At 37.9% G+C, this 19,835-nt stretch carries 19 protein-coding genes; 12 read left to right on the top strand and 7 right to left on the bottom strand.

The genetic code is table 11. From position 1 onward, the window contains the following. Window positions 1–73: 73 nt before the first annotated feature. Window positions 74–940: a zinc metalloprotease HtpX gene (locus tag A0J48_RS17585; RefSeq protein WP_200325281.1), complete on the top strand. Its 867-nt coding sequence runs from the start codon at window positions 74–76 to the stop codon at window positions 938–940. Window positions 941–1,085: 145 nt separating this feature from the next. Here the strand turns inward: A0J48_RS17585 and A0J48_RS17580 are convergent, their stop codons facing one another. Together A0J48_RS17580 and A0J48_RS17575 are read right to left on the bottom strand one after the other, a co-directional pair. Then, window positions 1,086–1,664, bottom strand: a complete 579-nt coding sequence (locus tag A0J48_RS17580; protein ID WP_200325279.1) for a Uma2 family endonuclease — start codon at window positions 1,662–1,664, stop codon at window positions 1,086–1,088. 279 nt (window positions 1,665–1,943) lie between these two features. Next, window positions 1,944–4,010 (bottom strand): pentapeptide repeat-containing protein, encoded by a 2,067-nt coding sequence (locus tag A0J48_RS17575; protein WP_200325277.1) that lies wholly within the window; start codon window positions 4,008–4,010, stop codon window positions 1,944–1,946. A gap of 192 nt (window positions 4,011–4,202) precedes the next feature. Between A0J48_RS17575 and msrA the strand changes: the two genes are divergently transcribed. The 6 genes from msrA to A0J48_RS17545 all read left to right on the top strand — a co-directional run bounded on the left by msrA (window position 4,203) and on the right by A0J48_RS17545 (window position 11,820). After that, window positions 4,203–4,862 (top strand): peptide-methionine (S)-S-oxide reductase MsrA, encoded by a 660-nt coding sequence (gene msrA / locus A0J48_RS17570; protein ID WP_200325275.1) that lies wholly within the window; start codon window positions 4,203–4,205, stop codon window positions 4,860–4,862. A gap of 870 nt (window positions 4,863–5,732) precedes the next feature. Continuing rightward, on the top strand, window positions 5,733–6,437 hold the full coding sequence (gene cysH / locus A0J48_RS17565) for a phosphoadenosine phosphosulfate reductase (RefSeq protein WP_200325273.1): 705 nt from the start codon (window positions 5,733–5,735) through the stop codon (window positions 6,435–6,437). 621 nt (window positions 6,438–7,058) lie between these two features. After that, entirely contained in the window at window positions 7,059–8,315 is a 1,257-nt protein-coding gene (gene sbcD / locus A0J48_RS17560; RefSeq protein WP_200325271.1) for an exonuclease subunit SbcD, read from the top strand. A gap of 199 nt (window positions 8,316–8,514) precedes the next feature. Further along, window positions 8,515–10,350 carry an APC family permease gene (locus A0J48_RS17555; RefSeq protein ID WP_200325269.1) on the top strand — a complete coding sequence of 612 codons (1,836 nt, stop codon included), beginning with the start codon at window positions 8,515–8,517 and terminating at the stop codon, window positions 10,348–10,350. Between the two features lie 164 nt (window positions 10,351–10,514). Then, a complete protein-coding gene (locus A0J48_RS17550) occupies window positions 10,515–10,940 on the top strand; it encodes a hypothetical protein (protein ID WP_200325306.1) in 426 nt (141 codons plus the stop codon). 148 nt (window positions 10,941–11,088) lie between these two features. Next, a complete protein-coding gene (locus tag A0J48_RS17545) occupies window positions 11,089–11,820 on the top strand; it encodes a ribonuclease T2 (RefSeq protein WP_200325267.1) in 732 nt (243 codons plus the stop codon). Window positions 11,821–11,884: 64 nt separating this feature from the next. On the opposite strand, the gene A0J48_RS17540 is transcribed toward A0J48_RS17545, so the two are convergent. Beyond that, complete coding sequence (locus A0J48_RS17540; RefSeq protein WP_200325265.1) at window positions 11,885–12,643, bottom strand: Uma2 family endonuclease; 759 nt, start codon at window positions 12,641–12,643, stop codon at window positions 11,885–11,887. Between the two features lie 151 nt (window positions 12,644–12,794). On the opposite strand from A0J48_RS17540, the gene recJ reads away from it, so the two are divergent. Together recJ and A0J48_RS17530 are read left to right on the top strand one after the other, a co-directional pair. Next, entirely contained in the window at window positions 12,795–14,858 is a 2,064-nt protein-coding gene (recJ, locus tag A0J48_RS17535; protein ID WP_200325263.1) for a single-stranded-DNA-specific exonuclease RecJ, read from the top strand. A gap of 192 nt (window positions 14,859–15,050) precedes the next feature. After that, entirely contained in the window at window positions 15,051–15,188 is a 138-nt protein-coding gene (locus tag A0J48_RS17530) for a hypothetical protein (protein WP_200325261.1), read from the top strand. Between the two features lie 64 nt (window positions 15,189–15,252). Here A0J48_RS17530 and psb30 read toward each other — a convergent pair whose 3' ends face one another. Further along, entirely contained in the window at window positions 15,253–15,372 is a 120-nt protein-coding gene (psb30, locus tag A0J48_RS17525) for a photosystem II reaction center protein Ycf12/Psb30 (RefSeq protein WP_190564769.1), read from the bottom strand. Window positions 15,373–15,589: 217 nt separating this feature from the next. On the opposite strand from psb30, the gene A0J48_RS17520 reads away from it, so the two are divergent. Beyond that, entirely contained in the window at window positions 15,590–15,940 is a 351-nt protein-coding gene (locus A0J48_RS17520; RefSeq protein ID WP_200325259.1) for a YkgJ family cysteine cluster protein, read from the top strand. 89 nt (window positions 15,941–16,029) lie between these two features. On the opposite strand, the gene A0J48_RS17515 is transcribed toward A0J48_RS17520, so the two are convergent. After that, window positions 16,030–16,761: a hypothetical protein gene (locus A0J48_RS17515; protein ID WP_200325257.1), complete on the bottom strand. Its 732-nt coding sequence runs from the start codon at window positions 16,759–16,761 to the stop codon at window positions 16,030–16,032. Continuing rightward, window positions 16,758–17,957: an AAA family ATPase gene (locus A0J48_RS17510; RefSeq protein ID WP_234300990.1), complete on the bottom strand. Its 1,200-nt coding sequence runs from the start codon at window positions 17,955–17,957 to the stop codon at window positions 16,758–16,760. The genes A0J48_RS17515 and A0J48_RS17510 overlap by 4 nt, the downstream gene beginning before the upstream one ends. 324 nt (window positions 17,958–18,281) lie before the next feature. On the opposite strand from A0J48_RS17510, the gene A0J48_RS17505 reads away from it, so the two are divergent. Continuing rightward, window positions 18,282–18,656, top strand: coding sequence for a TMEM165/GDT1 family protein (locus A0J48_RS17505; RefSeq protein WP_200325255.1), 375 nt, complete (start codon window positions 18,282–18,284; stop codon window positions 18,654–18,656). Between the two features lie 27 nt (window positions 18,657–18,683). After that, window positions 18,684–18,971: a TMEM165/GDT1 family protein gene (locus A0J48_RS17500; protein ID WP_200325253.1), complete on the top strand. Its 288-nt coding sequence runs from the start codon at window positions 18,684–18,686 to the stop codon at window positions 18,969–18,971. 211 nt (window positions 18,972–19,182) lie between these two features. Here the strand turns inward: A0J48_RS17500 and A0J48_RS17495 are convergent, their stop codons facing one another. Then, a complete protein-coding gene (locus tag A0J48_RS17495) occupies window positions 19,183–19,671 on the bottom strand; it encodes a DUF4149 domain-containing protein (protein ID WP_200325251.1) in 489 nt (162 codons plus the stop codon). Window positions 19,672–19,835 lie beyond the last annotated feature (164 nt).

Raw genomic sequence — 19,835 nt, 5'->3', positions numbered from 1 at the left:
AACATAGCTAAACTAATGCTGTTATTTAGTAAAAATCAAACAAAATTATGCAGCATTAACAGGAGATATAAATATGGGAAATCAATTCAAAACTGCTGCTTTATTAGCAGCACTGAGTGGCTTATTAATTGCAATTAGTTATTGGGTAATTGGTGGTACTGGAGGTTTAATTATAGGCATAGTTTTAGCAGCAGTTACAAACTTATTTTCTTGGTATCAATCTGATAAAATTGCCTTGGCAGTTTATAACGCCCAACCTGTAAGCGAAGCCCAAGCACCGGGACTTTATCGCATTGTAGAAAAACTGTCTGCCCGTGCTAGTATTCCCATGCCTGGAGTTTACATTGTTCCTGGACAAACTGCTAATGCTTTCGCCACAGGAAGAGATCCAGAACACGCTGCTGTTGCCGTTACTGAAGGCATTTTAAATATCTTACCAGAGGACGAATTGGAAGGGGTAATCGCTCACGAACTCACCCATATTATTAATCGTGATACCTTAACCCAAGCCGTTGCTGCTACTGTCGCAGGTGCGATTTCTTTCCTCGCACAAATGTTAAGTTATAGTATGTGGTTTGGTGGCGGTTCAAGAGATAATGAAAGAGGTGGTAATCCTTTGGGAGTGCTGGTGACAGTTATGCTTGCACCCATAGCCGCAACAATTATTCAGTTAGCAATTTCCCGCACTAGAGAATTTTCTGCTGATGCTGGTGCAGCCAAATTAACAGGTAATCCCCGCGCTTTAGCTAGGGCTTTGCAACGGTTAGAATCTACTGCTAGACAAATGCCTTTAAATGCTAATCCAGCTTTTGAACCATTATTAATTATTCATCCCATTTCTGGACAATTTTTAGGTAATTTATTCTCCAGTCATCCTGCAACTGAAATGCGTGTGGAAGCATTACTAAAGCTAGAAAGAGAGTTCGCAAGTAGTTATTAATTTGTACAATAGATCCCCCTAAATCCCCCTTAAAAAGGGGGACTTTTAATAATTTCTCCCCCTTTCTAAGGAGGACTTTGAATAATTTGAATAATTTCTCCCCCTTTTCTAAGGGGGGCAGGGGGGGATCTAAACATTTATATATTTAACTAAAAATCGGCTGTAAATCTAAAATAAAACCTGGCAATACATCCTCTCCAGATAAACTTGTAGGAGATTGTAAAACCTCTACTTCTTGATTTTGGCGATAAATTTCTACTTGTTTATCTTTAGGATTAATCAACCAACCTAAACGCAAACCATTATTAATATACTCACGCATTTTTGCTTGCGTATCTTCTAAATCATCACTTTCGGAAACTAACTCAATTACAAAATCAGGACATAAAGGCAGAAACTTTTTTCTTTGTTCCGGTGTGAGTGCATTCCATCTTTCTATTTTTATCCAAGACACATCAGGGGAACGAGTACCACCAAGAGGTAATTTAAACCCGGTGGAAGAATCAAAAGCCTTTCCTAAATTGTTTTTGCGATTCCAAAACCAAACTTGTCCACTTAATTCTAAGTTTCTCTCCCCCGTTTCTCCCCCCGTTGGTGACATAACAATTAATTCCCCTTCATCTGATAATTCCAAACGCAAATCTTTATTAGCATCAACTATTTCCACAAATTCATCATCTGTGAATTTTAATGATTTTGGTATTTGTAAAGTTACAGAAGTCATGATTCATACCTCGTGACTATAAAATTATATTTTGATCCCCCCTAACCCAATACTTTTCGGTTAAGCTCAAAACCACGAAATCACGTAGGTTGGGTTGAGGAACGAAACCCAACATTGACAAGGGTTTATTGGGTTTCACTTTATTCAACCCAACCTACAAAAATCCTTAACCGAACAGTATTGCCCCCTAACCCCCCTTAAAAAGGGGAAAAACCTCGTTCCCAGTCTCTGACTGGGAATGCTTTCTAGGAGGTTCTACCTCCCATCATATCGACATTTTTAACCTAAACCCAAAAATCCAGAAATTTTGGTTACAAGGTCAAGTAAACTTACCGCAGTTGGTATGTTTTGGAAAACTCGGTTTAACATCCTCACTGCCTTATTTGCCTTTTTCGGCATTTCTTCATCTTGAGGATTTTGAGCCAATTTTGCTAAAGTATTGACTTCTTCTAAAGCATCATCTTTATCTTCTTTACTTAAATTTTCATCAGCCTCAATAGCTGTTTGCAGTTGTGTCAATAATTCCTTAATTCCCGGTTTATCTGGTTCGGGTGCAGATGGTAATTCATTAATAGTGGTTGTGAGTGTACCACTAATGTCGCCTAAACTTAAAGCTTGTCCACTGGGTATAAAATCTCTACCGACATTACCAAATGTAATTTTACGACTGGAATCATTACTGTTATTCATCTGCTTAATTTCCTGTATGATTTTGTTTTCAACACTAATCTGTTTATCTGCTAATAACTCAGTTATATTTCTCAAAGTTGAGTATTGTTGTTTATTATCCTCAATTCGCTTATTTTTTTCTTCTAAAAGTTCATCCTTTGCTTGTAAAAGTGTTTTATATTTTTCTTCAACTGCTGCTAATGCTAATTGATAATTTTGAGTAAAATCGCTGTGAATCTTTTCTTTATCAGCATTATCAGGAACAGCAACTTTAATGACAACTACACCATCACCTTTATTTTCGATACTCTGGATAGCTAATTCTGTATCTCCATTTTCAACTTGCACTTTTTTGAAAGCATTAACAAAAGCTTTCCAGTCAATACCGTTTTGGAAAATTAAATCCACTGTATTTAAAACCTCCTCAAATAATTTCGTAAATTCTCCTGGCTGAAATTCCCCACTGCTAGGACGGCGTTCACGGTCATCATATGTTCCTGGTTTGGGATATTCTAGAAGATATACAACGCGACAATCTACATTATCTAACTTGGTGGTACTTTCAATATTCCAAGCTTCCACACAAGCACCTGTCATCTTAGCATTGGTGAAATTAGTACCCACAGCTTGAGCAAGAGTCAAATTTGCACCTTCTAAAATAGCACCTTGAAAAGTAGCTTCACTAATATCAGCATCTTTTAAATTAGCTTTTTCCAAATCTGCATCTATCAGGTTAGCACCTCTGAGGTTAGCACCAACGTAGGATTGATTCCTACCGTTACAGCTAACAAGTAAATTGAGAATATTTCGTTTAGCCAAAATTGAATCGCCAAGTCTGGCAAGGTAAAGTTTTTTGGTTTCATAAAAGCGCGTGCGTGTGAGATTTGCTTGTTGGAAATTTGTGTTTTTGAGGATCGCACCAGTAAAGTCAGCATCAGTTAAATCAGCATGAAAGAAATTTGTACCACCTGTTTTTGCAAAGGTAATTGCAAATGAGCGAACCCAAGCATCTTTTTCGTTTTCTTCTAAACTACGCCAGCCAATATAAGCACTAAATAATGTGAAAACTACGGATACAGCAAAGGCTTTGGGTACATACCCTAGTAAGGCAACGGTAACTGCTCCTGGTAAGGCAATTGTAACAGCAACGGCTATGGCAAAGGCGACAGATCCAGCAACCGATCGGGCGTAAGCAACGGCGATGGCAGTTGCGGCTGCGACGACAAAAGCAACACCGAAGACTCCGACTCCAGCTACTGCTATGGCGATAACGACTGTTCCGCCAACAGATCCGAGTCCAGACAAAGCTCCAGAGCCTAAACCTGCTGTTAAACCCTCACGAAAAGTAAGAATACAAAAGATTATAAGAAAGATTAGAGAAGCTATTGCTGCAATGAAATTTTGAGTATTGCTGGGATCAAGAATGAATGTTAACCCTAAACCTATCAAAAGTGAGAAAAAACCTGATATTGTTGACAGTAGCCATGAGGCTATCAGTAAACCAATTACCCAATGTCGCTGTAGTCCAGCCTTAGCACGAGTAAAATCAGCACCTTTAAGGTTAGCATTAGTAAAATCTGCTCCTCTAATGTCAGCTTTGCTAAAATTAGCTCCTTCTAGGTTTTGACCTTTAAAAGAGCGCCCTCGGAGATTTTGACCAGAATAGTCAGGCGGCATAATCGCGTCAGCAAGAGTTATCTATTACATAATATACATATTTACTGGTTTTAATTCCGATTTTTGACCTAATCTGCCTAAAATCACCTTTTTTCTCTTTCCCATACTCTGTAGGCTACTAACCGCTGACTGCTGCGTATAAGTTCTAAAATAGAAAAGCAACGCAATCATTCATAACATTCATCAAAATCAATGGGAATATTCGGATTCGGTAAAAAACTGGCTATGATTTCCCCTGAACAAGCCTTACCAGGACGCACAGAAAAAATGCCAGTCCCCGCAGCACATTACGTTAATGGTAATCCTCTCAAACCGCCATTTCCTGAAGGGATGGAAACTGCAATGTTTGGTTTAGGCTGTTTTTGGGGCGCAGAACGTAAATTCTGGCAACAACAAGGAGTTTACACCACTGCGGTTGGTTATGCTGCTGGTTACACACCCAACCCCACCTACAGAGAAGTATGCACTGGTTTAACTGGTCATAATGAAGTAGTGTTCGTGGTTTTTGACCCCAAAGTCATTAGTTATTCCCAACTGCTAAAGGTTTTCTGGGAAAGTCATGACCCCACCCAAGGGATGCGTCAAGGTAATGACACAGGTACACAATACCGTTCAGGAATTTACGTTTATTCCCAAACTCAAAAACAACAAGCAGAAGCATCACGGGACGCTTATCAGCCAGCCCTTAGTAACGCAGGTTATGGCAAAATTACCACAGAAATTTTAGATGCGCCTGAATTCTACTACGCTGAAGACTACCATCAACAATATTTAGCTAAAAATCCTGGTGGATATTGTGGCTTAGGTGGTACTAACGTCGCTTGTCCTGTGGGAGTTTCAGTTAACAGCTAATATTTGTCAGCTATCAGTTTTCAGTGGAAGAAGGTAAAAGGTAAAAATTCATTCTCCTTTGCACCTCTGCTCATTTTTAATAAAAAAGTGTAGGTTCAGATATTCATTCTGTTTCCTACACGCATTCTTTTAAGCAGGTGAACGGAAAAAAAACCGAAATATGTAACGAACCTCTTCTCTGTTCCCCCGTTCCCTGTTAAGACTTCCCTTGTCATAACGAAAATTTTTAACGCCCACTTACTTAAACTATTTTTTTATTAAAAAACGCTCATAATCGTGATGATACCTGCACAGGTCAAAACGATTAAAACACCCATAACTATAGATTGACCCAAGCTATTCGGTAATTGTGTATTATTCATTTCTGATCAAATCCTTGTTTGTTAAACTTAGGTTAAGAATAACAGGATTTGTATAAAAAAATATATAAAACATCAGGAAAAACTAGTAAAAATTAAAATTGCTTAAAATAAGTTAACATAATCTAATATTTATGCTCAGGGCTAGTAACTGAATCAAGAATCATCTAACTGCCTAATATCATGTCCAGCGCATTAGAGATACTAACTGTGTTTATCTTCCCTATTAAGCACCTGAGCAAAATTAATTGCACATTTTTTGGTAACACAGAAAGTTCTGTATTCCTTGCTTGTTCCCTGTTCCCTTGTAGTGATACCCGTACCACTGTTGAGGGGTGAAGTAGGAAAGAAAAACCTTCACATCAACCAAATTGACTCTTCAACATTTCCACCTATTTAGTATTGATTTCCGTAAAAGCAATATAATTACCCTATTATCGAGAGGAATAGGTGCATTAATAAGGTACTATAAAACTTAATCAAGGTAAAAATGTTTTTCTAGAGAATCATCATGACAGTTGCTACAGCTTTTGACTTAGACCGCTTAAATCGACAGTTTGAAACCGCTACTCCCAAAGAAATTTTAGCTTGGTCTATCGAGAACATACCCACAGGACTGGTACAAACTAGCGCCTTTAACGTTGATGACTTGATTATTACTCACATTCTCTATACTGAACTCAAGCATCCAGTTCCTGTAATCTTTCTCGACACTCTATATCACTTCCCCCAAACTCTAGAATTAGTTGCTAAAGCTAAACAAATCTATAATCTAGATTTAAAAACTTACAAAACCCCAGATATAGAAACCCGCGAAGCCTTTGCTGCTAAATATGGTGAAGCATTGTGGGATAAAGATATTACTCAGTTCCACCACATTACCAAAATTGAACCACTGTTACGCGGGTTAAAGGAATTAAATACCGTGGCTTGGATTACTGGTCGTCGTCGTGACCAAGCTGTTACCCGTGCAGATATGCCCATATTTGAATTAGATAATCTGGGAAGATTAAAAGTAAATCCCCTTGCAGCTTGGACACGCAAAGACAGTTGGGCTTATGTAGCTGAACATGGAGTAATTTACAATCCTCTCCATGATCAAGGTTATCCTAGCATTGGTGACGAACCCATTACCACCAAAGTAGCTGATGGTGAAGACGAACGCGCTGGACGTTGGAGAGGAACTGCTAAAACTGAGTGTGGGATTCACATTTAGTTAGTTGTCAGAGTAGGGTGTGTTAGCGACAGCGTAACGCACCTTAATTTGTGTATTTTGTCAGAATCAGGATGTCCAGGACACCCTTCGGGAATTCAAAAGTCAAAAGTCAAAAGTCAAAAATTGAATATCCGCGTTTATCTGCGTTCAGTTATTTTTGATGTTTTTTTAACGTTCGCGTAGCGTGCCGTAAGGCATACCACTCCAAACACAGAGGAACCAGAGAGAAATTTTCAGTTATCAAAATGATGTACTGTCTTGTAATTTGTCAGAATCAGGATGTCCAGGATTTGAGGATTTACAGGATGTGATTGGATGATTGTTTGTTGGGAAGTTGGTATTTTCAGAATGTTGTTGAATGATGGGATTATCAACTATCTAAAAATTACCATCCTGTACATCCTTTAATCCTGGTTATCCTGATTCAGACAAAAAAATTCTGACTTTTGACTTCCCGAAGGGTATCCTGATTCAAATTTAATAATTTTCTATAATCTTTAAATATTATAGTTTACAAGTCTCGACTCGAGAGCAGATAAAACGCAGATAAATATTAAAACATCTTCTCTCTGTGTCCTTCGTGTCTTCGTGGTTCGTTCAACAAGCATCAAACTCACCAATATGATTAAAATCTTACATCTTTCCGATATCCATATAGGAAGCGGTTTCTCCCACGGACGCATTAACCCCGCCACTGGGTTAAATACACGATTAGAGGATTTTGTCAATACCCTATCTTTATGTATTGACCGAGCGTTAACTGAACCTGTGGATATGGTGATATTTGGTGGTGATGCTTTTCCTGATGCTACTCCACCGCCTTATGTGCAGGAAGCTTTTGCTAGTCAATTTCGCCGTCTGGTCGATGCAGATATTCCCACTGTGCTGTTGGTGGGTAATCATGATTTACATTCCCAAGGTGTGGGCGGTGCAAGTTTAAATATTTACCGCACTCTCGGCGTTCCCGGTTTTGTGGTTGGTGATACGCTGACAACGCACCATATTCAAACCCGGAACGGTAAGGTACAAGTAGTTACTCTCCCTTGGTTAACTCGTTCTACTTTGATGACTCGCAAAGAAACTGCGGGTTTGTCGATGGCGGAAGTCAATCAACTGTTAACGGAACGGTTACAAGTGGTCTTAGAAGGAGAAATTCGCCGACTTGACCCAGATGTACCTACAGTGCTGTTGGCACATTTGATGGCTGATAATGCGATGTTGGGTGCAGAACGTTTGTTAGCGGTGGGTAAGGGTTTTACTTTACCTTTGTCTTTGCTGACGCGCCCTTGTTTTGATTATGTGGCTTTGGGTCATGTTCACTGTCACCAAAATTTAAATAAATCTAATGACCCACCTGTGATTTATCCCGGTAGTATTGAACGGGTAGATTTCAGCGAGGAAAAGGAAGATAAGGGTTATGTAATGGTGGAATTGGAAAAAGGTAACGTCGAGTGGGAATTTTGCCCGTTACCTGTTCGCACATTTCGCACGATTGAAGTAGATTTATCTAAGAGTGATGATCCACAAGGGGTATTATTGAAAGCGATCGCAAAATATGATCTTCAAGATACTGTAGTGCGGCTAATTTACAAACTGCGATCAGAACAATTGGATTTAATTGATAATTCTTCTATTCATCAAGCTTTAAGTGCAGCCCATACATATACAATTCAACCAGAATTAGTTAGTCAGTTGGCTAAACCCCGAATTCCTGAATTAAACGCTAGTAGCAGTATTGACCCGATGGAAGCTTTAAGAACTTATTTAAATAATCGGGAGGATTTAAAAGATATTGCTACTTCTATGTTAGAAGCAGCTGAAAATTTATTAGCAGATGATGGAGAAATTTGGTTAGAGTCTGTTGTTGAAACTATCTAGATATTTGATAAAATTAACAAAAATTCCTCATTAAACGCAGATTAACGCAGATGAACGCGGATAATTCCTTAGAGGGATTAATGGGAATTTAAAGTTTAGTGTTTAAACAATCTGCCAAAATTGTTATATTTCATAGACTCAGTTTTGAGTTAATCTTCAACTGAGTAGGAATATAAAATACTTGTCAGGTGGACTTTTTATGTCCTTATACCCTCAATTTAAGCAATTTTTCCTTGGTAAGTCTTTACCAACTAGCGCCCATAGTGAAGAGAGATTGAGTAATGCGGCGGCTTTGGCGGTTCTTTCTTCTGATGCTCTCTCTTCCGTTGCCTATGCGACTGAGGAGATTTTACTGGTTTTAGTAGCAGCAGGAAGTGGGGCGCTAGGTTTGTCTCTCCCAATCGCTATAGCAATTATCGCACTTCTGGCAATAGTTGTACTTTCCTATCGCCAAACTATTCGGGCTTATCCTCAAGGTGGCGGTTCTTACATTGTTGCTAGAGAAAATCTGGGACTGTATCCAGGTCTAGTGGCTGGCGGTTCGTTAATGATTGACTATATTTTGACTGTAACTGTCAGTATATCTGCGGGGACAGCCGCTTTGACATCAGCAGTTCCAGCACTGCAATCTCACACAGTGCTTTTGTGTTTGATTTTCATTTTTTTGTTAATGTTTGCAAATCTCAGAGGTGTGAAGGAATCAGGCCAGATATTCATGATTCCTACTTATGCCTTTATTGCTAGTATTTTCCTGCTGATTGGCATCGGGTTGTTTAAATATAGCACTGGACAGGTGATTACAGAATATCCTTCCCTTCCTGTGACTGAAGGATTGAGTTTGTTTTTTGTTTTACGAGCTTTTTCTGCTGGATGTACTGCACTGACGGGAGTAGAAGCCATATCTGATGGGGTGTTAGCTTTTAAACCTCCAGAATGGCAAAATGCTCGCCTGACTTTGTTGTATATGGGGGGGATTTTGGGGTTAATGTTTGTGGGTATCAGCTACCTGGCAAACATTTATCATATTGTTCCTGAAGAGGGACAAACGGTGGTTTCTCTGTTGGGAAGACAAATTTTAGGGACTGGTCTATTTTACTATTTTGTGCAAATTGTAACTTTGTTAGTTTTGCTGTTAGCAGCTAATACCAGCTATGCAGATTTCCCCAGGCTGTGTTATTTTTTGGCACGAGATGGATTTTTACCACGCCAGTTGGCATTATTGGGCGATCGCTTGGTCTATTCTAATGGTATTGTCCTTCTTAGCGTCTGCGCTGGGATTTTAGTAATTATATTTAAAGGACAGGTTAACGCCGTTATCCCTCTTTATGCAGTGGGTGTGTTTACTTCCTTTACTCTCTCCCAAGCGGGGATGGTACGCCATTGGTTTAAAGAACATACTGGCAGTTGGCGTGCAAGTGCGCTGATGAATGGTTTGGGTGCGATCGCAACTTTTATAGTTTTATTAGTGATTATTTCTACTAAGTTCCTTTTGGGTGCTTGGTTAGTGGTAGTAGCAATTCCTTTGGTAGTGAGTCTTTTTGCCGCTATTCATCGCCACTATCAATATGTAGCTCAACGTCTCAGTATTCAAGATATAGCTCCCCGTAGTTATATCCCTAGACCACAACCGGAAGTTGTCACCCATCCTGCTATCGTTGTAGTCGGACAACTGAACCGAGGAACAGTAGAAGCTTTAGACTATGCACGTACAATAGCTGATGAAATTGTCGCTGTTCACGTAGATATGGGTGGGACAGATAGAACCAAATTACAAGAAAAATGGCGCAATTTAGAGTCAGATATTTCTTTACACATTATTGACTCTCCTTATCGTTCTGTAATTGAACCCATTGTTAATTTTGTTAGTCAATTTGAAGAGCGTTATCCAGATGTTTTCACAACTATCATTATTCCTGCCTTTGTCACACGCAATTGGTGGGATGGTATTCTACACAACCAAACGACTTTATTTTTAAAGAATGCTTTACGAGCTAAGAAAAGTCGAGTTATAACAACTGTCAGATATTATTTGTAACGTTAGGTCAGTAGGAATAGGGAATAGGGAACAGGGAACAGGGAATAAGTCAAGAATTTTCTCCCAAGCTCTCAAGCTCCCATGCTCCCATGCTCCCACGCTCCCATGCTCCTCTCCTTCCCTAATAATGAGTCTTTAACAGAACACGATATCAGGAGTGTATGATGTCTAAGTTAATACCAGCCACTTTGATTGCTACAGCTTTATTATTAACACCAACTAATAATTCTCATGTCACCTTAGCTGGAACTTGTGCTTCTCATTGTGGTCCGCGTCCACTTCAGTTTACACCTGGTCAATATATCCGTGTAAAAGTGGTGAATCGGACACCTAGAGTATTGAAATTAGAGCAATTACCAGAAATGCGAAGAATTACTCTCAATCCAGGACAGGAATATAGTGTAGATAAGGAAAGTGCCACAGAACCAAATTTTTCTCTCTTGTTTTGGGATGATACGGGTAGGTCTTTGCAAGCCAATGTTTCTAAACCGAATTTTGGTACTCTGCGCTTAGAACTGCGTCCTAGTAATAAGTTTCCAGGCGATCGCTCTCTTTATATACTTAATGATGGTAAAGTTAATGTTTTTTAAGCAAAATAGGTCAGGAATGACCAGATCCTCGATTTATCTGAGAAATCAGGGATCTGATTCTCAATTATAAAAATTTCACTAAAAAAACTTAGACAAAATATACAGTCATGATACATTCCACGATGTAATTTCGCACACACTCATCTTTATGAGATTTATCATAGCATTTTTGCTATCTTTCTTACTTCTTAGTCAACAACCCACCTATGCTGACAGTTGTCCAGCTAAAGGTTGTGCTGAAAAATACTTACTATCACTGTCTTGGCAGTCTGCTTTCTGTGAAACTCACCCCAACAAAGCAGAATGTACTGCACAAACAGAAAATAGATATGATGCTAGTAACTTTACCTTGCACGGGTTATGGCCTGATAAACTTTCTTATTGCGGTGTTCCTAGCGAAGATATCAAAAGCGATGAAACAGGAAATTGGAAAGCTTTACCTGTAGTAGCGGTTGATGTAGAAACAGGCAGTGAATTAGCGGAAGTTATGCCCGGAGTAGTATCTAATCTGGAACGTCACGAATGGGTTAAACATGGAACTTGTGACGGACGAGATGCAGATGCTTATTATGATATTGCTGTTGACCTACTCAAAGAAGTTAATGCTTCTGATGTGAGAGATTTATTTGCTCAAAATATCGGTGAAACAATTACTTTATCTGAGGTAAAAACAGCATTTGAAAGAACCTTTGGACAGGGAACTGCTGCCAGTTTAAATCTCAAATGTAGCAGTGAAAATAACCTAGCAACTGAAATTCGCATTAAAATTAAGCGTCCTCTTCCTGGACAAAAATTAGCAGATGTGTTAATTCCCAGTGGTGGAAAGTCTTGCGATAAGGTAGTAGTGGATGCGGTTGGTGTAGGGTTTAGTGAATCGTAGAACAATTATTCTCAATACAAAAATCCCCAATTTGTTGAAGAAATCGGGGATCTGAATCTTTTATTTAAGGCTTTGCTGTGGGTAAATTATCAGGATCTATACCCTGAGATTTTAAATAAGCTATTAGCCTTTCTTTCTCCTGTCTTTCTTGTTCAGCCCGTTGACGTTCCTGTGAAATCAATTCTACAGACCAAGGTAACAAATTACCTGCTTCATCCCACCACCTCAACCAATACCCGCTTCTGGTTTCTTTTTCTCCTCTCCAAGTTCCCAAAAATAATCCCATTGCATCAATCCAATGTAGACCATTTTCGTCTGGTTGTTTTAAAGAATAATGCCCATTTTCTAATTGATAAAATTCTAATAAACCGCCATCTGGATCAAAAATTACATAAATGGGGACTTGCAAAATTTGCTCGTAAAAAAACCATTTTCCTGGTGGATATGTGCGCTTAACGGAATATTCTCCACCTTCCGTATCAGATAAAAATTCTATCACTATAGCCGGAACATCCCCTTCTAAATTGGGTGTGTAACTTTTACGTTCTGGTAAAATATCTTTTACTGAAGGAACAAACAGCCAATCGGGTGCTTTAGCGATAAATTGACCGTCTAATGTGGCACATAAACCGAACTTAGAAGCTATTAACATCTGCGGTTGAATGAAACCCGCAATTTCTAAACTTTCTCGCAATGCACCAGCCAAAATCGGCTGTCCGGTATTTTCCACTGGTTCATCCTCTAACTGAAAATCATCGGGTAAGGCTTCCCAAGTAATTACCAGTTCAGTGGGAGATTTTTTTTCACTGATTTGGGTTGCCATAAACACTACCTCTTGTTGATGTGTTTTTATTTTATAGTAGGTGACAGGTGACAGGTGACAGGTGACAGGTGACAGGTGACAGGTGACAGGTGACAGGTGACAGGTGACAGGTGAGAAGAATTTATAACTAATTACTCATTATCAAAGACCAATGACCAATGACCAACCTATTAAACGCTTACCTAATCAACGCTGGCAGATTGCCCCAGCAAATACTGAATTAGCTCAAAAACTAGCAAATTTAACAAATTTTTCGCCCATTATCGGCCGATTGTTGATTAATCGGGGTCTGGAAACACCAGAAGCAGCACAAAAATTTATAAATCCTGAAACTTTAAATTTACCTTCTCCTTTAGAAGATTTTCCAGATTTAGCGGTCAGTGTAGAATTATTAGAAAATGCGATCGCTCATCAAGAAAAAATTGCTATTTGTGGTGATTATGATGCAGATGGGATGACTAGCACTGCTTTATTATTACGCAGTCTCCGCGCTTTGGGTGCGGATGTGGATTACGCTATCCCCAGTCGGATGCACGAAGGTTATGGAATTAATAACCGCATTGTCGAGGAATTCAAAAGTGAAGGTGTAGGTTTAATTCTGACTGTAGATAATGGTATTTCTGCTTTTGAACCTATCGCTAGAGCTAGAGAACTCGGTTTAAAAGTAATTATCACTGACCATCATGATATTCCTCAAAAATTACCACCAGCTAATGCAATTCTCAACCCGAAGTTAATAGCTGAATCTTCACCTTATCGGGGTGTAGCTGGTGTGGGAGTAGCTTATATTTTAGCAGTATCTTTAGCTCAACAATTAGGCGAACTTAAAGGTTTAGTTCAGCCAATGTTGGCTTTATTTACATTAGGAACTATCGCTGATTTAGCTTCTTTAACTGGTGTAAATCGTCGTTGGGTAAAACGTGGTTTAAAGTTATTACCTAAATCTACTTTACCAGGAGTCCAAGCTTTAATTCAAGTTTCAGGAGTCCAACCAAGTGAAGGGGAAACTGAAAGTAATCCAAAATCCAAAATCCAAAATCCAAAATCGTTAAAACCGGAAGATATTGGTTTTCGTTTAGGCCCAAGAATTAATGCCATTGGCAGAATTGGCAACCCGCAAACGGTGATAGAATTGCTGACTACTGATGATATGGGAATTGCTCTGGAAAGAGCGATGCAATGTGAACAAACTAACACTGAACGTCAGCAAATGTGCGAACAAATTGAACAGGAAGCGATCGCACTGGTTGAAGATTTATATGTCAAATATTTATACCAAGACAGGGTATTAGTTGTTGTTAAAGAAAATTGGCATCATGGTGTAATTGGTATTGTTGCTTCTCGCTTGGTGGAACGTTACGGTGTGCCTGTTTTTATTGGCACTTATGAAAATGAAAGTTTGATTCGCGGTTCTGCGAGGGGAATACCTGAGTTTCATGTTTTTGAAGCTTTAGAATCTGCTCATGACTTACTCGGTAAATACGGTGGACATAAAGCCGCTGGAGGTTTTTCTTTACCAGCAGATAATTTACTGGCTTTGCGATCGCGTTTATCGGAGTTTGCAAATCAGTGTTTACAACCTCAGCACCTTAAACCTCTGCTAAAAATAGATGCTCAAGCAAATCTTAATCAAATCAATCAAGAGTTATATCAACAATTAAATGTTCTCCATCCTTGCGGTATCGACAACCCTGATCCAGTATTTTGGACAGCTAATGCACAAGTGATTGAACAGAAAATAGCTGGTAAAGGTCACATTAAATTAACTTTAGCCCAAACCATAGATAATAAAAGATATGAAATTAAAGCTATAGCTTGGCGTTGGCGTGATTATTTCCCCTTACCATCACGAATTGATATTGCTTACAAACTCCGGGAAAATAACTTTAATGGTAATACTTCCATTGAACTGGAGTTAATTGGTGTGAGATTTCCTCAACAGGTAGAAAGATTATTTATTACTCCAACTATTCCTAAACTTACCAAATTTGAATACAAAGAGCGTGAATATACCTGTGGCATTTATCACAATGGTGTAGGTTCAGAATTAAGAATTAAAAATCGTGAAGGTAAAGTTTTAGTCATGCAGCCAGAGAATAAAGCAGGTCTGTTAGGTATAAGTCGTGAAGATGCTAAACAGGTTGATTTGTCTTTACCTCAATATGATGGCATTATTCAAGCTGCGATTCAGGCTTTATTAGTGGCAATAAAATAGGTTCTTCGGTACTTACTATGCTAAATAATTTTGTCAAAACCTAAAATCCTTATACCGTAAGGATTTTACGTTAATTCATCGGTGAATTTGATATAAATTTGGCATCAAAAACAATGAAACCCTTTATTTATATGGGTTATGGGGTAAATAAACTCATATTTGGCATAACAGGTACGGAAGAACCAAATAATTATGCTTTATTGTCAAGATGAAACAGCAGGATTTGAATATTTTTTTAAATTATTGGATGAGTTTAAACAGAGAAATCTAGACAAAGATGGAGTCAAGGAACAAGAGGAAGAAAGATTAAAAACTGTCACGTATGGGTAATTGGTAATTGATAATTGGTCAAAACTGTTACCCATTACCCATTACCCATTACTCACTTCCCAATTTACAGGTTGCCGTTGCGAAATGCGAGGACAAATATTACTGCTGGTCCTGCAAGTACAATCAATGCTACACAGGTTAATTGAAACACAACTTCCCAATTAATATTGGCTAAAGCTTCCATTTTTCCTCCAAAAGGTTTTAAAAAATTAAATAACTCAAGTGCAAAGCCCGCAATAGATCATATCTGGATAGGGGCAAGGAGTTTTAAGTTACTTAACAAAATTATAGGAAAATACATAAAAATGTAAACAGGGAAGAGAGGAGAATAATAAATTACCTTTTGCCTGTTTCCTGTTCCCTGTTCCTTGTTCCCTGTCACCTATTCCTAGAGGTATATTATGTCTACTTGGCAATGTGTAAAGCAATGTGGAGCGTGCTGTCATCTGGATCCTGCTGATCGTCCTGACTTAGAAGAGTATCTTTCACCAGAGGAAATGGGACTTTACCTAAGTATGGTAGGTGAAGACGGATGGTGTGTGAATTTTGACCATGAAACGCGAGAATGTACGATTTATGCTGATCGTCCGCGTTTCTGTCGGGTGGAAGCAGAGACTTTTCAGGATATGTATGGGATCGAACCAGAGGAACTAAACGATTTTGCCATAGACTGCTGTCGTCAGCAAATAGACTGTGTTTATGGCGATCGCAGTTTGGAAATGATCCGGTTTGATCAAGCTGTCGGTTTTTGATTTAATTCATATAGGTATTCTCTCATTGTGTTTTTGAGCGCAGTAATTAATGAGAGATTCACCTTCATGTACCTAAATTTTGTTACTGCTTACAGAGTTTCTATGATATCCCATATATCTAACAATAATTTCAAGCTAGATAAATGATTCATTGATTCACATCGCTTTTTTAACGCATCTAGATACTTTTTATCCTCTACAACCTTTGGATTCTTCTTACTGTAAGACAAACCAAATTGTTTGAGATATTCTTTGAGATAACGTTCATGAAATTTCGCTTTTGTCCTAAAAATATGTCCAGGTGGAAAGGAGGACATTTCTTCAGGATCATTTACCACAATATCGTAATATGCCTGAAAATCAGATAAAACTGTAGAACTTCCAATTGAACTATATTCATTAGGAATTTCTGCATTACCCAATGCCCATGTTTCAATACAGCAATGCTGAATTATTATATGAATCTCTGTTTTTGAGCTATCTATATTGTAGCCTGACTTTAGAACATCAAGTTTAGATTTAACTTCATTAAAACGATCAATATAAGAATTTTCTTCAGAATCAATACATATAAAGAAATGATTGACATTACCGAATTTTTCTATATCAATTAGACAGGCTTCCAGTCGAGAAACTTCTGAATTTTTATTCTGTCTACTAACCATATTCGGATAGCCATTACCTGCAATAATTCGATAAGTATTGATTGTCATCTCTTCAGGAGTAAGCACAAAAGTCAAACTGGGGAATCGATGTTTTAAGCATGCCCTATCTACCCGTGGTTCAGTCTCTCCACCCTCAACTAAAAAGAAAAGATTCACTCAGAAATTTCCTCCCACTCAAGTAAATTCATTAATTGAGTAAATTTATCTAAGCTAGAAGCTGTATCAAGTGCTGGAATGTTAGAAGCTTTTCTAACTCTGACTTCATTTCCATATTTACTAACTATTTGCCAAGTTTTCCAAGGAATGTTATTGATAATATATGGATGATGACTAGTAAGTATAAACTGTATATTTGGGGATTTATCAAGAATAAAATCTGTTAGTTCAGCCATACAGTTAATTCCTAGACTGTTCTCAAATTCATCAATTAAAATTACTGACTCTTCAGGAGCATTAGTTATTTCAAATAGACAAATTAAAGTACGAAACATCCCCGATGAAATTCGCTGTTGAGGAATCCATTCTTCCAAACCATTCTCTTGAATTTCAAAGAATAACAGAAAATCACCATCTGAGTCTCTCTCGCTACTAACTCTCACATCTTTCACTTCCGGAAAAACATCAATGTAACGCTCTTTAATTTCATTAAAAATATCAGGAAAAAATTTCTGCAAACAAAAAGCCTTTATAACTGGTGGAGTACCAGCAAAATACTCTTGAAAGTTGGAAATACTTATTTCATGGGACAACTCTATTCTATTAGGATCATGGTTACGATTATTAAACATTAATTCTTGAGGAATTTCAAAGTTGAATATAAATCTATTAAATGCTTCACCCACTGGAATAATCAAATCTTCTTCTGAAAGAAGAGTAATTGCACTTTCAGTTTTTTTTAACTTAGGCAATTTCTCTTTATTGAATTTTGAATCTGACTCATTGCGGAGAAGTATCTCCAGTTCAGAATCATCATCATATCGAACTAATTTTTCATAAACAATTTCGGTCTGTTCTGACTCATTTACATTTAGAAGTATTTCTTCGTTTTTGATTGAGGAACTTCTTAACTCCCACCTATAATTTTCTCCTAAATGAGAAAAATTAATACTCCATCCCAAATCATCTAAATTACGATTTATACCTTTTGCAACATCACAAATTAGATCAAGTGCCTTTAAAATTCGTGTTTTTCCAACTCCAGAACCACCGACAAGTAAATTTAGATCCTCAAATTTAACTTCCTCAATGTGCCAATTTTCTTTATTGTTACTAAATTTAAAACTCTGTATTTTCATATTTCTTACTTTTTTTAACAAATAATTATATAGAGAATCGAAAAAAACTTCTTGCATGAATATTTTCAATTCGCTCTACATCGGCTATTTTAGCACTCAAAGTAAAGTTATGATAAGAAATTTTGTTTCAGATTACTTATTATATCATTAATTAAACGCACATCCTTATTAGCATTCTGTATGTAAAAATTAAACAATGTTTTTGCTTAGTATTATATTTTGACGAGTATAAGCAAAGTGATCGCAGTTTGGAAATTATCCGCTTTGATCAGGCTGTCGGTTTTTAATTTTAACTTTTTTTGCTTTCTAGTTGCAATTTGTTACAACAATCTGAGAAAATGAGAAAAATATGAAAACAACTTAGTGGCAGGACTAACACCTGTGAAACTTGACTCTCTACCTGTAAGCATTCCTGAAACTGCAAGCCAGTTACCAGTAAAGGAAAATACTGATCATCCTCACCACAAAAAACGGGAATCAGCCTTGATGGTGTTTGGGACTACCTTTGTTACTATCTTTCTGGCGGAAATTGGCGATAAAACCCAACTATCTACGTTGTTAATGAGTGCGGAATCTCATGCACCTTGGGTAGTTTTCCTGGGTTCGGGAACGGCATTAGTCACTACCAGTTTATTAGGTGTGCTGCTTGGTGGTTTTATAGCGAGTAAACTGAGTCCTAAAACTGTAGAAAAATCCGCAGGGGTAATGTTGCTGCTAATTTCTGTAATGCTGTTTTGGGATGTGTTTGTTGGTTAGTAGTCATTAATCGTTGGATTAAACAACATGGACTGGAATCTTTTAGGAATCAGCTTTATTACAGTTTTTCTTTCAGAATTAGGGGATAAAAGTCAGTTAGCAGCGATCGCTCTTTCTGGTAAGGGTCAATCTCAAAAGGCGGTATTTTTTGGCACAGCAGGAGCGTTGTTGTTAACGAGTTTGTTAGGTGCATTAGCAGGGGGAGCAGTCTCAGAATTGTTTCCTACACGAATTTTAAAGGCGATCGCTGCTGTAGGATTTGCTATCCTCGCTATTCGTCTGCTTTTACCAAGTAGCGAAGCTGAATCAGAATAACGAAATTTGATAGTTAGGTACAAGGGGTATTAGTACCGCTTCGCGGAAGTCAAAAGTCAAAAGTCAAAAGTCAAAACCAATACAGCACAAGTCTTGCAAAGATTTGGAATGGTTTATTTATTTACGCCGCACTGTACTAGGAAGATGGAGAGAAATTTCTTCTCTTGCCTTTTCCCCTTTGCCTCTTGCCTTCTAATTATTCTCTGTTTATTCAAACTTCCCGCCAGCAGCGATTTAAAAGCATACCACCTGCTACCAACTTCAAGACTTCTAGGAAAAAATAACTACCATGTAGTAAATTCATGGTGTCAGGAACTAAACCAGCAGTTGCAAATAGGCTTAAATCACTTCCCACAGCACACATTTGTGGTGTCAAGAAATAAGTATCCAGCAAAGCTATTGTTAGCAGTAGACTAGATAAAAATATACAACCTAAACTCCAATTAGATTTAGCTTTGCCCATAGCTAAAACAGCCGTCAAGACTACAGCCGCAGATAGTAATTCTAAACGATTAAAATTCCAAAAAATCGCATATCCAGCTGTAGTAAAATTCGCTTCATTCATCATGCCAGAAACGTAAAGAGTAGGCATAATTACCCAATCTAAAACCAAGGTGGAACTTAGCCAAAAGCCCAGAGTTAACATCATGGCGGTTTGCCAAGTTGACCGTTTGAATTCAAGGTTAGAAATAGCGTTCATAAAAATAATTGCTTTGTTGTATTCCTAGTTTCTAACTAAAAGAATCATTTTGACAACAAATATCAATTAACTGTTACAAAACAGACTGTATGCAACATTTATAGAATATTTTTATCATCTTTTTTGAAGTTGTTGATCTGAAATTGTAAACTTAAATTACAGAA

This window comes from Sphaerospermopsis aphanizomenoides BCCUSP55 (genome assembly GCF_001586785.1).
Classification (GTDB): Bacteria; Cyanobacteriota; Cyanobacteriia; order Cyanobacteriales; family Nostocaceae; genus Sphaerospermopsis_A; species Sphaerospermopsis_A aphanizomenoides_A.
Note: the sequence above shows the minus strand (reverse complement) of the source record. Positions and strands in the feature narration are given on the sequence as shown.

Coding starts and splice junctions, on each gene's coding strand:
- A0J48_RS17540 (WP_200325265.1), bottom strand. CDS start 12,643: ATGGCAACCCAAATCAGTGAAAAAAAATCTCCCACTGAACTGGTAATT.
- cysH (WP_200325273.1), top strand. CDS start 5,733: ATGACAGTTGCTACAGCTTTTGACTTAGACCGCTTAAATCGACAGTTT.
- A0J48_RS17575 (WP_200325277.1), bottom strand. CDS start 4,010: ATGCCGCCTGACTATTCTGGTCAAAATCTCCGAGGGCGCTCTTTTAAA.
- A0J48_RS17495 (WP_200325251.1), bottom strand. CDS start 19,671: ATGAACGCTATTTCTAACCTTGAATTCAAACGGTCAACTTGGCAAACC.
- sbcD (WP_200325271.1), top strand. CDS start 7,059: ATGATTAAAATCTTACATCTTTCCGATATCCATATAGGAAGCGGTTTC.
- A0J48_RS17510 (WP_234300990.1), bottom strand. CDS start 17,957: ATGCAAGAAGTTTTTTTCGATTCTCTATATAATTATTTGTTAAAAAAA.
- A0J48_RS17550 (WP_200325306.1), top strand. CDS start 10,515: ATGTCTAAGTTAATACCAGCCACTTTGATTGCTACAGCTTTATTATTA.
- A0J48_RS17520 (WP_200325259.1), top strand. CDS start 15,590: ATGTCTACTTGGCAATGTGTAAAGCAATGTGGAGCGTGCTGTCATCTG.
- A0J48_RS17500 (WP_200325253.1), top strand. CDS start 18,684: ATGGACTGGAATCTTTTAGGAATCAGCTTTATTACAGTTTTTCTTTCA.
- A0J48_RS17585 (WP_200325281.1), top strand. CDS start 74: ATGGGAAATCAATTCAAAACTGCTGCTTTATTAGCAGCACTGAGTGGC.
- recJ (WP_200325263.1), top strand. CDS start 12,795: ATGACCAATGACCAACCTATTAAACGCTTACCTAATCAACGCTGGCAG.
- A0J48_RS17530 (WP_200325261.1), top strand. CDS start 15,051: ATGCTTTATTGTCAAGATGAAACAGCAGGATTTGAATATTTTTTTAAA.
- A0J48_RS17580 (WP_200325279.1), bottom strand. CDS start 1,664: ATGACTTCTGTAACTTTACAAATACCAAAATCATTAAAATTCACAGAT.
- psb30 (WP_190564769.1), bottom strand. CDS start 15,372: ATGGAAGCTTTAGCCAATATTAATTGGGAAGTTGTGTTTCAATTAACC.
- A0J48_RS17555 (WP_200325269.1), top strand. CDS start 8,515: ATGTCCTTATACCCTCAATTTAAGCAATTTTTCCTTGGTAAGTCTTTA.
- msrA (WP_200325275.1), top strand. CDS start 4,203: ATGGGAATATTCGGATTCGGTAAAAAACTGGCTATGATTTCCCCTGAA.
- A0J48_RS17545 (WP_200325267.1), top strand. CDS start 11,089: ATGAGATTTATCATAGCATTTTTGCTATCTTTCTTACTTCTTAGTCAA.